Source organism: Planomonospora antibiotica (assembly GCF_014647955.1).
GTDB classification, from domain to species: Bacteria; Actinomycetota; Actinomycetes; order Streptosporangiales; family Streptosporangiaceae; genus Planomonospora; species Planomonospora parontospora.
Genome location: NZ_BMQE01000064.1, coordinates 16642 through 30817 on the forward strand (window position 1 = coordinate 16642; position 14176 = coordinate 30817).

The 14176-nt window shown below is 73.4% G+C and carries 14 protein-coding genes; 6 read left to right on the plus strand and 8 right to left on the minus strand.

The genetic code is table 11. The annotated features are described in order from the left end of the window. Window positions 1-93 precede the first annotated feature (93 nt). Window positions 94-1281, plus strand: a complete 1188-nt coding sequence (pobA, locus tag IEZ06_RS32680; protein ID WP_189240537.1) for a 4-hydroxybenzoate 3-monooxygenase — start codon at window positions 94-96, stop codon at window positions 1279-1281. A gap of 97 nt (window positions 1282-1378) precedes the next feature. Here the strand turns inward: pobA and IEZ06_RS32685 are convergent, their stop codons facing one another. Together IEZ06_RS32685 and IEZ06_RS32690 are read right to left on the minus strand one after the other, a co-directional pair. Next, a complete protein-coding gene (locus tag IEZ06_RS32685; protein WP_229799035.1) occupies window positions 1379-2227 on the minus strand; it encodes an SDR family oxidoreductase in 849 nt (282 codons plus the stop codon). Further along, window positions 2224-3459, minus strand: coding sequence for an acyl-CoA dehydrogenase family protein (locus IEZ06_RS32690; protein ID WP_189240538.1), 1236 nt, complete (start codon window positions 3457-3459; stop codon window positions 2224-2226). The genes IEZ06_RS32685 and IEZ06_RS32690 overlap by 4 nt, the downstream gene beginning before the upstream one ends. A 202-nt stretch (window positions 3460-3661) precedes the next feature. Here IEZ06_RS32690 and IEZ06_RS32695 point away from each other — a divergent pair, with 202 nt between their 5' ends. Further along, on the plus strand, window positions 3662-4444 hold the full coding sequence (locus tag IEZ06_RS32695; protein WP_189240539.1) for a TetR/AcrR family transcriptional regulator: 783 nt from the start codon (window positions 3662-3664) through the stop codon (window positions 4442-4444). A gap of 132 nt (window positions 4445-4576) precedes the next feature. Here the strand turns inward: IEZ06_RS32695 and IEZ06_RS32700 are convergent, their stop codons facing one another. From IEZ06_RS32700 to IEZ06_RS32710, 3 genes are all read right to left on the minus strand, one after another. Beyond that, window positions 4577-5164: a hypothetical protein gene (locus IEZ06_RS32700; protein WP_229799037.1), complete on the minus strand. Its 588-nt coding sequence runs from the start codon at window positions 5162-5164 to the stop codon at window positions 4577-4579. A gap of 205 nt (window positions 5165-5369) precedes the next feature. Next, entirely contained in the window at window positions 5370-6560 is a 1191-nt protein-coding gene (locus IEZ06_RS32705) for a globin domain-containing protein (protein WP_189240540.1), read from the minus strand. Between the two features lie 60 nt (window positions 6561-6620). After that, the gene (locus IEZ06_RS32710) at window positions 6621-7115 is read right to left on the minus strand and encodes an RrF2 family transcriptional regulator (protein WP_189240541.1); all 495 of its coding nucleotides are present in this window, start codon (window positions 7113-7115) and stop codon (window positions 6621-6623) included. Window positions 7116-7355: 240 nt separating this feature from the next. Here IEZ06_RS32710 and IEZ06_RS32715 point away from each other — a divergent pair, with 240 nt between their 5' ends. Then, the gene (locus tag IEZ06_RS32715) at window positions 7356-7748 is read left to right on the plus strand and encodes an SRPBCC family protein (RefSeq protein ID WP_189240542.1); all 393 of its coding nucleotides are present in this window, start codon (window positions 7356-7358) and stop codon (window positions 7746-7748) included. Between the two features lie 100 nt (window positions 7749-7848). Here IEZ06_RS32715 and IEZ06_RS32720 read toward each other — a convergent pair whose 3' ends face one another. Next, entirely contained in the window at window positions 7849-9087 is a 1239-nt protein-coding gene (locus IEZ06_RS32720; protein ID WP_203872412.1) for a PP2C family protein-serine/threonine phosphatase, read from the minus strand. A gap of 156 nt (window positions 9088-9243) precedes the next feature. After that, the gene (locus IEZ06_RS32725) at window positions 9244-10422 is read right to left on the minus strand and encodes an MFS transporter (RefSeq protein WP_189240543.1); all 1179 of its coding nucleotides are present in this window, start codon (window positions 10420-10422) and stop codon (window positions 9244-9246) included. A 67-nt stretch (window positions 10423-10489) separates the two neighbouring features. Here IEZ06_RS32725 and IEZ06_RS32730 point away from each other — a divergent pair, with 67 nt between their 5' ends. The 3 genes from IEZ06_RS32730 to IEZ06_RS32740 all read left to right on the plus strand — a co-directional run bounded on the left by IEZ06_RS32730 (window position 10490) and on the right by IEZ06_RS32740 (window position 13557). Further along, the gene (locus IEZ06_RS32730) at window positions 10490-11524 is read left to right on the plus strand and encodes an ROK family transcriptional regulator (RefSeq protein ID WP_203872411.1); all 1035 of its coding nucleotides are present in this window, start codon (window positions 10490-10492) and stop codon (window positions 11522-11524) included. Between the two features lie 419 nt (window positions 11525-11943). Further along, complete coding sequence (locus IEZ06_RS32735) at window positions 11944-12960, plus strand: lytic polysaccharide monooxygenase auxiliary activity family 9 protein (RefSeq protein WP_189240545.1); 1017 nt, start codon at window positions 11944-11946, stop codon at window positions 12958-12960. Between the two features lie 63 nt (window positions 12961-13023). Next, a complete protein-coding gene (locus IEZ06_RS32740; RefSeq protein ID WP_189240546.1) occupies window positions 13024-13557 on the plus strand; it encodes a cellulose binding domain-containing protein in 534 nt (177 codons plus the stop codon). A gap of 33 nt (window positions 13558-13590) precedes the next feature. Here IEZ06_RS32740 and IEZ06_RS32745 read toward each other — a convergent pair whose 3' ends face one another. Further along, on the minus strand, window positions 13591-14064 hold the full coding sequence (locus tag IEZ06_RS32745) for a C2 domain-containing protein (protein ID WP_189240547.1): 474 nt from the start codon (window positions 14062-14064) through the stop codon (window positions 13591-13593). Between the last annotated feature and the right edge of the window lie 112 nt (window positions 14065-14176).

The following is a 14176-nucleotide window of genomic DNA, read 5'->3' on the forward strand; positions in this document are numbered from 1 at the left end:
CCGCAGGATCACCGCCGGCGATTCCGCCCCGATCTTCCACTGGGCGGAAGGCCCGTCTCGGCAGCCGGCGCCGCCGCCCGCCATGCTCACCGCATGCGAACTCAGGTCGGGATCATCGGGGCGGGCCCCGCCGGTCTCCTGCTCTCCCATCTGCTCCATCTGCGCGGGATCTCCTCGGTGGTGCTGGAGCGCCGCAGCCGCGAGTACGTGGAGCAGCGGGTGCGGGCGGGCGTGCTGGAGCAGGGGACCGTCGACACCCTCGTCGCCGCGGGGGTGGGCGAGCGGCTCCTGCGCGAGGGCCTCCCCCACCGGGGCATCGAGCTGCGGTACGGCGGCGCGGGCCACCGCATCGCCTTCGAGCGGCTGGTGCCGGGCCGGGCCATCACCGTCTACGGCCAGCAGGAGGTCGTCAAGGACCTCGTCGCCGCCCGGCTGGCGGCGGGCGGCGACGTCCGCTTCGAGGTGGACGACGTGGCGGTGCACGACGTCGGCACCGACCGGCCGTACGTCACCTTCGGCGGCGGCGAGCGGCTGGACTGCGACGTCATCGCCGGCTGCGACGGCTTCCACGGGGTGACCCGGCCGTCGATCCCGGACGGCGTGCTCACCGCCTACGAGCGGGAGTACCCCTTCGCCTGGCTGGGCGTCCTGGCCCGCGTCGCGCCCTCCGCCGAGGAGCTGGTCTACGCGCGGACCGAGCGCGGCTTCGCCCTGCACAGCATGCGCTCGCCCGAGGTCAGCCGGTTCTACCTGCAGGTCCCCGCCGGGACCGACCTCGCCGACTGGCCCGACGAGCGCGTCTGGGCGGAGCTGAGGACCCGTCTGGAGACGGTGCCGGGCTTCACCCTGGTCACCGGCGAGATCTTCGAGAAGGGCGTCACGCCCATGCGGAGCTTCGTCGCCGAGCCCATGCAGTACGGCAGGCTGTACCTGGCCGGCGACGCCGCGCACATCGTCCCGCCCACCGGCGCCAAGGGCCTCAACCTGGCGGTCGCGGACGTGCGGGTGCTGACCGGGGCGCTGGCCCGCTTCTACGCCGACGGCTCCACCGAGCTGCTCGACGGCTACTCGGCGGCCTGCCTGAAGCGCGTGTGGCGGGCCCAGCACTTCTCCTGGTGGATGACGACGCTGCTGCACACCTTCGACTCCGACGACGCCTACGGGCGGCGCCTGCAGCTGTCCCACCTGGACTACGTGACGTCGTCGGAGGCCGCGGCGGCGACGCTCGCGGAGAACTACGTCGGCCTGCCGTACGAGGACGGAGTCGCGGCAGGACCGTGAGGACCGCCGACCGCCGACCGCCGCGCCCCGGCGCGGCGGTCAGGGGCAGGGGCAGGGGCCAGGACCGGGGGCCCAGGGCGCGGCGGTCGGCCGGGGGTCAGGCCCGGGGGCCGGGGGCGCGGCGGAAGGCGAAGGGCTGGCTCTCGCGGCCCGGGACCACGAACCAGCACTCCCCCGTGCCGTCGCTGTCCAGCAGCCGGAAGAACGTGTCGACGACCTCGGAGACCTCCAGGATCGGGAAGCCCAGCTGCTCCAGCAGCGCCCTGCCCTCACCCAGGATCGCGGTGTCGGCGAACGACGGGCACAGGGCCTGCACCTTGATCCCGGAGGACTGCAGGTCCTGGCCGAGCGAGCGGACGAGGCCCACGACGGCGTGCTTGTTGGCGGCGTAGACGGGGTCGTTCGGGATGCCGACGATCCCGGCCATGCTCGCGGTGGCCACGATCGTCCCACCGCCCGCGGCCCGCAGCGCGGGGAGCGCGGCGTGCACGCCGAACACGACGCCGTCGAGGTTGACGCCCATGGCCAGGCGGTAGCGCCGGACGTCGAAGTCCTCGCCCAGCCCGCAGCCGGAGGAGATGCCGGCGTTGAGGAAGGCGAGATCGAGCCCGCCGTACCGCTCGACGGCGACGGCCACCGCCGCCTCGTTGTCCTCCAGCCGGGTCACGTCGCAGTGCGTGAAGACCCCGCCGATCTCGTCGGCGACCTCCTTGCCCGCGGCGTCGTCGACGTCGGCGAGCACGACCCGGGCGCCCTTCGCGGCGAGCCGCCGGGCCACCGCCGCGCCGATCCCGTTGCCGCCGCCGGTGACCAGGGCGACCTTCCCGCCGAGCCGGTCGCCGCGGACCTCGTTGAAGTCCGCCGCCGGCCGCCCGCCGGGGCCTGCGCCCATCCCGCTGAGCAGCCCGCCGCCCGCGCCGAACCGGTCCTGCGTGGTCTCGCTCACAGCGGCAGCCCTCCCGTGGCGGCGTTGGTCGAACCGGTGGCCCGGTACGCCGCGATCGTACGCTCGGCGATGCGCATCTGGTGGATCTCGTCGGCCCCGTCGGCGAAGCGGGCCCAGCGGGCGTGCTGGAACATGTGGGCCAGCGGGGTGTCGGTCGAGTAGCCCAGCGCGCCGTGCACCTGGACGGCCCGGTCCACGATCCGGTTGAGGCTGTTGGCCACGAAGTGCTTGGCCATCGAGACCTCGGTGCGGAAGTCCTCACCCTTGTCGATCTTCGAGGCGGCGTGCAGGACCATGAGCTTGCACTGGTAGAGCTCCATGGCCGAGTCGGCGATCAGCCACTGGATGCCCTGCTTCTCGGCGAGCAGCGAACCGTGGCTGTAGCGGTTGAGCGCCCGGTCGACCATCATGTCGAGCGCGGTCTCGGCCTGCGAGATCCAGCGCATGCAGTGGGCCAGCCGGGCCGGGCCGAGGCGGTACTGGCCGAGCTTGTGGCCGTTGCCGCGCCCGCCGAGGATCTGGCCGTCGGGGACCCGCAGGTCGGTGATGACGATCTCGCTGTGGCCGGTCGAGCCGTGCATCGTCTCGACCTCGCGGACGTCGTTCCAGCCCTCCTGGGGGATGTCGACGAGGAACGCGGTGTTGGCGCCGCGGGCGCCGGGGGGCATGTCGAGCTCGGTGCGGGCGATGAGGATGGCGAAGCTCGCCCGGCGGGCGTTGGAGATGAACCACTTGTGGCCGTTGATCACCCACTCGTCGCCGTCCTTGACGGCGTGGGTGCGGATCAGCGTCGGGTCGGAGCCGGCCACCTCGGGCTCGGTCATCGCGAAGCACGACATCTTGTGGCCCTTGAGCAGCGGCTTGAGGTATTTCTCCTGCTGCTCGCCGGTCGCCCAGTGCAGCAGGGTGTGCATGTTGCCCTCGTCGGGCGCCTGGCAGTTGAACACCCACGGCCCCAGCCGGGTCTTGGCCGCCTCGGACTGCACCATGGCCAGCTCGACGTGGCCCAGGCCCATGCCGCCCCACTCCTTCGGCATGTGCGGCAGCCAGAGCCCCTCGGCCTTCGCCTTCTCGCGCAGCCCGAAGATGGTCCGGATGTACTCGTCGCGGCTGAGGACCTTCTCCTCGTCGTCGAAGCCCTCGACCGCCGGGATGATGGTCTCCTGCACGAAGGCCCGCACCCGGCGGCGGATCTCCTCGTGCTCGGGAGCGAGTGTGAAGTCGATGGCCATGCGTGCGAACCCTCTGTCCTGGTCGATCTTTCCTGGTCGATGTCCCGCGCGATGTCCTCCGCGGCGCCGCCGTGATTTGATGCGACTGCATGACGTTTTCAGTCACATGCATGATTAGCTTAACGAGCGGTCCCGCCGCCATCAAGGGCGGTGCGGGACGCGATGATCCGGCGGGCCCATGGACCCAGGAGGAGGAGCACCGATGCCGCCCAACCCCGAGGCCACGTGCAGGCGGTTGGTCGCGGCCGCCGAGCGCCTGTTCGCCGAGAAGGGGATCGAGGGGGTGTCGCTGCGGGAGATCAACACCGCGGCGGGCCAGCGCAACTCGACGGCGCTGCAGTACCACTTCGGGGACCGGTCGGGGCTGCTGGCCGCGGTCCTGGCCAAGCACCAGCCCGAGGTGGAGGTCCGCCGCCACCAGCTGCTCGACGAGTACGAGGCGCGGGGCGGCCTGCCCGCCGCCGAGGCGCGCCGCACGCTGGCCGCCGCGCTGGTAAGGCCGATGGCCGCGAAGCTGGCCGACTCCGACGGCGGCCGCTCCTATCTGCGGATCATGGAGCAGCTCGTGCACCGCAGCCGCCTGCCGGCGCTCCGCGACGCGCAGGACGACCCCGGTCAGAGCATCAACCGCTGGCGGGAGCTGGTGGCCCCGCTGCTCTCCGAGGTCGCCGTGCGCCGGCTGCACCAGCGGTTCATGGCCATCCGGGTGACCTACGTGGAGCTGGCCCGCCGCGCCGAGGGGCCCGGGGGGAAGGACGACCGGCTCTTCACCAGCCATCTGATCGACGTCGTCTCGGCGGTGCTGGCCACCGAGGTGTCCGGTGAGACGGCCCGGCTGCTGGCCGAACGCGACGCCCGTCCCCGGCCGGAGCCGGGCGGTACGGCGGACGGCACGAGGAACGGCACGGCGGACGGTCCGGGGAACGGCGGTCCGGCGGATGGCCCGGGAGGCCTGCGCCGCCGGGAAGGGCGGGGGAACGCGTGAGCGCCCGCCTCCCGGGTTTCCGGGGAGGCGGGCGCTGGGTCGGCCGGGTGCGGCGGGCGGTCGTTTCGGAGTGGATGGTCGTTTCGGGATGGGCGGTCGTTTCGGGATGGGCGGTCGTTGCGGGGCGGGCGGTCACTTCAGGATCGGCAGGCGCTCGACCAGGGCGGTCTTGCCCCAGCGGGCGCCCAGGCCCAGGGTGTCGCCGGCGCGGGTCAGGGCCAGGACGACCAGGACGATGGCGTAGACGATGTGGTCGTCCATGAAGGGGTTGGTCTCCAGCGGCAGGGCGGCGGCCCACATCAGGAGCATCATGGTCGCACCGGCGCCGGCGGCGACGCGCAGGCCGATGCCCAGGATCAGGGCGGTGCCGACGCCCGCCAGGCCGAGCATGAACAGCCAGTCGACCCAGGCCTGTCCGGCCAGGGCGCCGAACAGGCCGCCGAGGGCGTTCTCGCCGGTGCCCTTGAGGAAGCCGGTGGTGGGGCTGCCGCCGTTGATCCAGGCCTTGGCGGCGGGGGTGGCGAAGCCCAGGCCGAACATCTTGTCGACGAAGGCCCACAGGAAGACCCAGCCCAGCGCGATGCGGGCGGCGGCCAGGCCGTAGGCGGCGGCCGGGGTCAGGGTGCGGGCGGCGGCCGGGGCGGCCGCGACCGGGGTGGCGGGGGCGGCGGGGGCGGTGTGGCGGCCGTTGAGGTGGGCGCGGCCTTCGATGATCGCCATGGTGGGCTCCTCGGGGGGTTTTCGTCTCTCGGTTACGTCACCCAGTACATCGGCTCGCGCCCCCTGTCCCGCAGAGCCGTACGGCTCGCCCTGACCGACCCGAAGTCCCGGCGTGGAAGGACTTTCGGCCCTGCCGGCCCTGCCCCGCGCACACGCCCGCGAAGGAGGGCCGGTGACCGGCCCCGGACGCCCCGCACCGGGGATCTCAGGCGGCGCCCAGCCACAGGTCGGGGCCGAACACCTCGTAGTGGACGTCGCGCGCGGCGACCCCCGCCCGCAGGAGCTGGGCGCGCACGTCCCGCATGAACGGCAGCGGGCCGCACATGTAGACGACCGCGCCCTCGGGGACGTCCACGTCGGACAGGTCCATCCGGCCGGGGCGGGCGCAGCCGCAGGCCCCCTCCTCGTACCAGAAGACCCGCTCGGCGCCGGGCAGCGCCTCGGTCAGCCGCTTCATGTCCTCGCGCAGGGCGTGCTCGGCCTTGGACCGGTCGGCGTGCAGCACCAGGACGCGGCGGGTGGCGCCGGTCAGGGCCAGGTGCTGCAGCATGGCGGTGACGGGCGTGCAGCCGATGCCCGCGGAGACGAGGACGAGCGGCGCGTCCCCGTCCTCCAGCACCACGTCGCCGAAGGGGGCGGACAGGGTCAGTTCGTCCCCTTCGGCGACGGTGTCGTGGAGCAGGGCGGACACCTCCCCGTCCGGGGAGCCCTCCGCCCGCGCCCGCTTGACGGTGATGCGGCGCAATCCGTCCTCGCCGTGCCCGGAGAGCGTGTACTGCCGGAGCTGGTGCACGCCGTCGGGCAGCTCCACCCGCACGCTGACGTACTGGCCGGGGCCGGCGGGCGGGACGGGTTCGTCACCGGTCGGGGCCAGCGCGAAGGAGACCGTGTCCGCCGTCTCCTCCCGCCGCTCGACGACCCGCCACCGCCGCCAGGTGCGCCCGGCGCGTGCCCCGGCCTCGGCGTGGATCCTCGACTCCATCGCGATCAGCCCGCCGGCCATCAGCCAGTAGACCTCGTCCCAGGCCGCGGCGACCTGCGGGGTGACGGCGTCTCCGAGCACCTCCGCGATCGCGGCGAAGAGGTACTTGTGGACGATCACGTACTGGTCGTCGGTGACGCCGACCGCGGCGTGCTTGTGCGCGATGCGGGAGAGCAGGTGGTCGGGGCGCTCGTCGGGACTGTCCAGCAGCGCGGTCGCGAACGCCGCGATGGAGCCCGCCAGCGCCCTGCGCTGCTCGCCGTTGCGCTGGTTGCCCCGGTTGAACATGCCGTCGAGCAGTTCCGGGTGCTCGGCGAACATCGTGTCGTAGAACCGCGCGGTGATCGCGTCGAGGGACGCGCCCACCACGGGGAGCGTGGCGCGGACGGTCGCGGCGGACTCGGCGGACAACATGTCGACCTCCAGGGACGGCGGAACGGAGATCCCCTTTGAAATTGGAATCTGAAATACATATTAAGAGGCGGGTTCGCCGCTCTCCCACCGGGGGTCGTCCGGACGCCGGAGCGGCGGCTCCCCCGCGGAGGTCAGGGAGAGCAGGACGGGCCCCGTGGGCGCCGCCACCAGGGAGCCGACCGTGACCGCGTCGAGGGAGGCGTAGAAGGCCTCCTGCGCCTGGCGGAGCGCCGCCCGCAGACGGCAGGCCGCCCGGAGCGGGCACGGCGGGTCGTCCTCGCACCCCACCACGTCGTCCGTGCCCTCCAGCGCGCGCACGATGCCGCCGACCGACGCCCGGCGGCCGGCCGCCGACAGCCGCATCCCGCCGCCCCGCCCGCGCCGGGCCTCCACCAGCCCCAGCTCGCTCAGGCGCGCCACCGCCTTGGCCGCGTGGGTGTACGGCACGGCGAGCATGTCCGCGACCACCCGGGTGGTCAGCAGCTCGCCCTCTCCCGCCACGGCCAGCCGCATCACGATGCGCAGCGAGATGTCGGTGAAAGCGGTCAGACGCATGGCCTTACGGTAGGCGCTCCGTGCCCCTGCTCCGCGGGCCCCGGCCGTACGGCCCGTCCGGGCGGCCCGTCCGGGCGGCCTGCGGGACCGGCGGGCTTCCGGAAGTGAGGCGAGACGCAGGCCGGAGCCGCACCGGAGGCGGGGAGGGATGGGCGGGGAGCGCCGGGCGGGGAGGGATGGACCCGACCGGGCCGGGTACGTCACCGGTTCGATGTCCCCGAACCGAGGAGTGATCGTCCGATGAGCGAATACCAGCGTTCCCGCACGATGACCGCGCCGCCGGAGGCGGTGTTCGACAGGGCCAGCGACCTGGACCGGCTGGACTCCTGGCTCCCCCGGGACCTGCACGTGCGGGCCGAGGACCCGCCGGCGGTGACCGTGCACGAGGACGGCAGCGGCAGGGACGAGCGGGCGCTCTTCCGGGCGCAGCGCGACCAGCTCCGGCTCGAGTGGGGGACGCGCGACGACAGCCGCTACGCGGGCTGGCTGCAGGTCGCGGGCATCAGCGACCAGGCCAGCGAGGTGACCGTGCACCTGTCGTTCTTCGACGAGGAGCACGCCCCCTCCGGCGACGAGGTCGACCACGCCTTGGAGAAGAGCCTGGAGCGGCTGGCCGAGCAGGTGCGGGTGTAGGTCCGCCGGGCGGGCCGCCGGAACCGCGCGGGAGAGACCGCACCCGCACCCGCACCCGGACGGCCCTCCCGCAGGGGAGGGCCGGGGGCCCGCCTCCCGGTCAGAGGTGCAGCTTGCGCTCACCCGCGCCGTGCCATTCCAGCAGCAGCACGGTGGCGTCGTCCTGGAGCTGCCCGTGGTGGTAGTCCAGGACGCTGCGGACGAGGCGGCGCAGGGTCTCCGGCACCGGCAGCCCGTCGGCGTTGCGGCGGATGATGAAGTCGGCGAAGCGGCTGAGGCCGAACTCCTCGCCGTCGCGGTTGCGGGCCTCGGTGATGCCGTCGGTGTAGAGCAGGACGCGGTCACCGGGTTCGAGCTGCTCCTGGCAGAGCGAGACGGGAAGGCCCAGGTCGAGGCCCACGGGGTGGGCGGGGTCGCACTCGAGGGTGGCGACCCAGCGCCCGCCCCGGATCACGATCGGCGGGTGGTGCCCGCGGTTGACCCAGGAGAAGACACCGCTGCGCAGGTCCAGCTGGGCCAGGATCGCGGTGGCGAAGCGGCTGCCCCGGCCGAACTCCTCGATCAGGGCGTGCTCGATCGCCACGCTCGTGGCGATCAGGTCCGCCCCCTGGCGGCGGCTGTTCCGGCAGGCGGCGACGGCGAGGCTCGCGGTCAGGCCGGCGGAGGCGTCGTGGCCCATCGCGTCGAAGACCGCCAGGTTCGCCAGGTCCCCGGCGAGGGCGTAGTCGAAGGCGTCGCCGCCGATCTCGTAGGCGGGCTCCAGGACCGCGCCGACCACCACCTCCTCGTTGGCGAAGGTCAGCGGCGGCATGAGGTTCCACTGCATCTCCGCGGCGACGCTCATCGAGCGGGTCCGCACCAGCCGGGCGTAGGAGTCGCTCTGCGAGCGCTTGCTCACCATCAGCAGCGCCACCAGCGACGCCAGGGCCCGCATGTCCTCCTGGACCCGCTCGTCGGCGCCGTCGGCGCCCTCGGTGCCGATCCGCAGCACCCCCAGGCGCTCGGTGCCGTCCAGCAGCGGCACCCACCAGCCTCCGCCGCCGCCGTCCCCGCCCGGCCTGGCGATGATCCGCATCTCCTGGAAGGCCCGGCCGGCGAGGGTCCCCTCGATCCGCAGCTCGTCCCTCTCCAGGTCGGGCTCCTCGTAGGAGTGCACCCCGTGCCCGGTCAGCAGGCGGAGCACCTCCTGGCGCAGGTCGGCCACGTAGATCAGCACCTCGTTCAGCCCGGCGTGGGCGGCGCACTCCTCCACCAGGGACGGCAGCTGCTCCATCCCCGACAGGTGGCTGCCCTCGACCAGCCCCTCCAGCATCCGCACCCGGCCCGCGGAGACATCCATGGCGCCGTCTCCTCCCCGCACGCGACGTCCCGGTCCCCGTCCCCGGCCCCCGGGCGCTCCGCGGCCCCCTGCGCGGCAGGCGGGAACGCGGAGCCGGAACGGCCCCGGACCCTTCTCCTACCCCGGCCGGTCGGCCCCCAGTCACCGTCCGTCCCGTCAGCGCCCCGCGGGCTCCTCCACCGGTGCCTCGCGTACGGCGGGGCGGGGCCGCAGGGAGCCGGCCAGCCCGACGCCCGCCAGGGAGACGACCGCGATCAGGCCGAACGCGGCGGGCAGCGAGGTCACGTCGGCCACCCAGCCGATCACCGCCGGGGCCACCAGGCCGGACAGGTAGGTGATCGTCGCGATCCCCGCCACGCCCTGGCCGGGCGCCGGGGTGGCGTTGCCCCCGGCGGCGAAGACCAGCGGCACGGTCACGGCGACGCCCAGGCCCAGCAGGACGAATCCGGCGACGCCCGGCCCCGGGGTGCGCGCGGCGGCGACCAGGACGCAGCCGGCGGCGGCGAGCAGGCCTCCCGCGCGGACGGTCAGGACCGGCCCGAGCCGGTCGACGACCAGGTCCCCCGCCAGCCGGGTGACCGACATGGCCAGGGAGAAGACGGCGAAGCAGGCCGCCGCGACCCCGGCTCCCGCGCCGGTGACGTCCTCGATGTAGACGGCGGCCCAGTTCCGGCCGGCGCCCTCGGCGAAGGTGGCGCAGAACCCGACGACGCCGATCGCGAGGATCGCCCGCGACGGCACGGCGAACCGGGGCGGGGGCTGCTCCCCGGGCTCGGGCCGGGTGTCGAGCAGCCCGCGGCTCACCACGGCGCCGACGGCCAGCAGCACCAGCGCCGTCGCCGCGTGGTGCAGGCGCGCGTCGACGGCGAACTCGGCGGCGAGCGCGCCCACGCCCGCGCCGGCCAGGCCGCCGACGCTCCACATGCCGTGCAGCCCCGACATGACCGAGCGGCCCAGCCGCTGCTCGACGACCACTCCCTGGGCGTTCATCGCGACGTCGCAGGTGCCGGCCGCGGCGCCGTACAAGAAGAGCGCCGCGCAGAGCCAGGGGAACCCGGGGGCCAGCGAGGGGAGTGCGAGCGCGGCGCACCACAGGGCGAGCAGGACCCGCGTCGCCGCCCGCCCGCCGTACCGGTGGACCAGGCGGCCGGACATCGGCATGGCCACGAAGGCGCCGAGCGCCGGGAAGAACAGGGCGAGCCCCAGCGCGGCGGAGTCCAGCGCCAGGTGGTCCTGCAGCCACGGGATGCGGGTCGCCCAGCTCCCGGCGACCGCGCCGTGCACGGTGAACACCGCGGCGACGGCGATCCGGGCACGTTTCACGTCAGTATGCATGGGTCTAAAATTAACAGGCAGGCTCCCTGATGAAAAACGTCTTTTCCGGCCGTGGACAATGGGCGGCATGAGGACCGCCACCCCGCAGCTGGCCCGAGTGATCAACGACCGCCTCGCCCTCGACCTCCTGCTCGAGCACGGGCCGCTGACCGCCCCCCAGCTCCGGGAGCTCACCGGGCTGTCCCGCCCGACCGTGTCCGACCTGATCGAGCGGTTGCAGGCGAACGGGCTGATCGCGGTCACCGGGGAGTCCGGAGGGGACCGCCGGGGGCCGAACGCGCGCCTCTACGGCCTCGTCGCCGACCGCGCCCACGTGGCCGGCGTGGACGTGCGCCGCGACGCGGTCAACGTCACCGTCGCCGACATCACCGGCCGGACCGCCGGCTCGGCCGCGCGGCCCCTGCGGGCGGGCGACGACCTGGCCGGGACCGTCACCGGCGCGGTCGCGGAGGCGGCGGGCTCCCGGCCCGTGCACGCGGTCGTGCTCGGCGCCCCCGGCCTGTTCCACCCGGTCACCGGGAGCCTGCTGGCCGACAACGGCGTGCCCGGCTGGCGGCCCGACCTGCCGCGCGTCCTCGGCGCGGCCCTGGGCGCCCCCGTCACCCTGGAGAACGAGGTCAACCTCGCCGCCGTCGCCGAGCACCGCGCCGGAGCCGCCCGCGACCGTGAGGACTTCGTCCTGCTCTGGCTGGACGACGGGGTGGGCGCCGCGGTCGTCCTCGGCGGGCGGCTGCGGCACGGCGCGTCGGGGGGCGCCGGGGAGATCGGCTGGATCAAGCTGTCCGGCACGCCGTTCTGCGACCTGGTGGGCGCCGCGGCCGTCCGCCTCCTCGACCCCGACGCCCTCGCCGCCAGGATCGCCGAGGGCGTCCTGGCCGCGGTCGCCGTCCTGGACCCCGGACTCGTCGTCCTCGGCGGCCGGACCGGGCGCTCCGGCGGGCAGGACCTGGCGGAGCGGGTGGGCGGGCACCTCGCCGCACTCTCCCCCGCCCCCACCCTGGTCCGCGCGAGCACCGTGGAGGGCAACGCGGTCCTGCACGGCGCCGCCTTCACCGCCCTGTCGATCGCCCACCGGGACGTCTTCGGCGGCGTGCCGGGCTGACCGCCGGTCGCCCGGTCATCCGCCGGGACGCCTCCGGCGGCCTGCCCGGCCGACGGCGGGTCGCCCGCCGGAGCGCCTCCGGGAGCTCGCCCGCCGGGACGCCTCCGGTGCATATCCGGATGGCGCAGGAATGGGCCGTACGGTCACCTTCCCCATATCGGGGAATTCCCCGGCGACCTCCTCCCGCGGCATGAATCTTTCATCTGTTCCGCGTCTTCCGCCACCCCTGCCAACTGGTCTTACTCCCCCGGAACGGTCCTGCCGGGCGGCCTTTCGTTTACACCTTTGTAACGGCGGCTTAGAGTCCGATCCGCGTAAGCGCTTCGCTCCAGTCGATCGGTAAGTCCGCCATCCCCGAAAGGTCGGTCAGTTCAGTGCGCAATTGGCGAAGGATCGCTGTCGCCTGCGCGGTCACGTTCATGTCCGCGCTTCTCGCGGTCGTCCTCGTTCCGAGCTCGGCCTCGGCTCACGGTGCCATGATGGTGCCCGGCAGCCGGACCTACTTCTGCTGGCAGGACGGGCTCAGCCCGCAGGGGAACATCGTCCCCATCAACCCGGCCTGCGCTGCGGCCGTCGCCCAGAGCGGCGCCAACTCCCTCTACAACTGGTTCAGCGTGCTCCGCTCCGACGGAGCCGGGCGGACCCGCGGCTTCGTGCCCGACGGAGAGCTGTGCAGCGGCGGCAACCCCAACTTCACCGGGTTCAACCGCCCGAGCACCGAATGGCCGGTGACCCATCTGACCGCCGGGCGGCAGATCCAGATCAAGTACAACAAGTGGGCCGCCCACCCGGGCTGGTTCTACCTGTACGTCACCAAGGACGGCTACGACCCCAGCAAGCCGCTCACCTGGGACGACCTGGAGGAGCAGCCCTTCGACACGGCCGACCACCCGGACAGCGTCGGCTCGCCGGGCACCAACGACGCGCACTACTACTGGAACGCCACCCTGCCTTCCGGTAAGTCCGGCCGCCACGTCATCTACTCGGTGTGGAAGCGCTCCGACAGCGCCGAGACCTTCTACAACTGCTCCGACGTCGTCTTCGACGGCGGCAACGGCGAGGTGACCGGCGTCGGCCGCAGCGGGGGCCCCGACCCGGACCCGACCATCACCCCGACGTCGACCCCCACCGGCGACCCGGGCGCCTGCACCGCCTCCTTCAAGACCGTCAGCACCTGGTCGGGCGGCTTCCAGGGCGAGGTCACCGTGAGCAACCCCGGCTCCTCCGCCCTCAACGGCTGGACCGTCAAGTGGACGCTCGGCAGCGGCAGCGGCATCAACAGCCTGTGGAACGCCGGCCATACCGTCTCCGGATCCTCCGTCACGGCGAAGAACGTCGACTGGAACCGGGCGGTCCCCGCGGGCGGCTCGACCACCTTCGGGTTCACCGGTAACGGCGCCCCCGGCTCCCCGTCCCTGACCTGCACCAGCCCCTGACCGATCCGGGTCCCGGCCGGCCCGCCCGGCCGGGACCCCTTCCCCCTCCCGAGGAGGACAGCCGTGACACAGGGGAAGACCACCACCGTCCTGGGCGCCCTCTCCCTGGGGGCCGCGGTGGCCCTGCTCGCGGCGGCCTGCGTCGGCGGCGATCCCGCGGTCCGGCACACCGCCGCGCATCCGATGGTCCCGGCGGGCACCTCCGCCGCTCTTCCGGCGCCCTCTCCCCCATCGCCGGCGGGCGCGTCCTCCTCGCTCCCCGCCGACCCCTCGGCCCTGCCCGCGCCTCCGGCCCGCAGCTGCAAGGCCACGCTCAAGCTCGTCGAGACCTGGCCCGGCGGGTACCGCGCCACCGCGACGATCACCAACACGGCCGACACGCCGCTGGGCGGCTGGTACATCCAGTGGGTCCTCCCCAAGGGGGCGACCATCACCCAGGCCTGGAACGGCACCCACATGCAGAGCGGCCCCATCGCGATGATCCACGCGCTCGAGGACGACGGCTCCGTCCTGGCGCCGGGCGCCACCGCCACCGACATCGGCTTCGTCGGCGCCGCCCAGGCGCCCCCGACCTTCACCGAGATCACCTGCGGCTGACCCCGGGCGGGCCGGCGTGCCGGACGGACCGGTTCAGCAGACGAACCTGCCGTCGAGCGAGTAGTGGTAATACTTCCGCTTCTTCTGTTCGGTTACGCCGGTGACCCAGCCGTTGCACTGGAGGGTGACCTCCCCGGTGTCGACGAGGAGGTCGTCTCCGGAAACGTCTTCCTCCCACACCTCGACCCTCACCTTCTGGCCCGGAGTGAACTTGATGGACGTGTTTCGCGACGGGAATCCGACTACCTGGCCCTCCTGGTCCTCGTTCACATCGACCGTTCCGCTGGTCGGAGCGTAGCGCTGCCCGTTTATGTTCATGAAGACTTCGTCGCCGTTACTGAAGGTCCCGGCCTCGTCCACCTTGTGAACGGTGAGGGTGAGACTGAGGCGGGGTTCGAAGGCGGAGGCGGGAGTAGCGGCGCCGGCGGGGGCGGCGGTGGAAAGAGAGAGCGCCCCGAGCAGACCCAGAACTGGTAGAGCGACACGGGGCTTGGCACCTGTGAGCATTTTTCCTCCTTATTTGGCGGGTTTATCTGATTGCTTGTCGAGAGGTTGCTCCAATGAGCGGGTTCCATCCTGTTTCCACAGGTGGGGGAGGGTGGCCTGGTCGGGGATGACG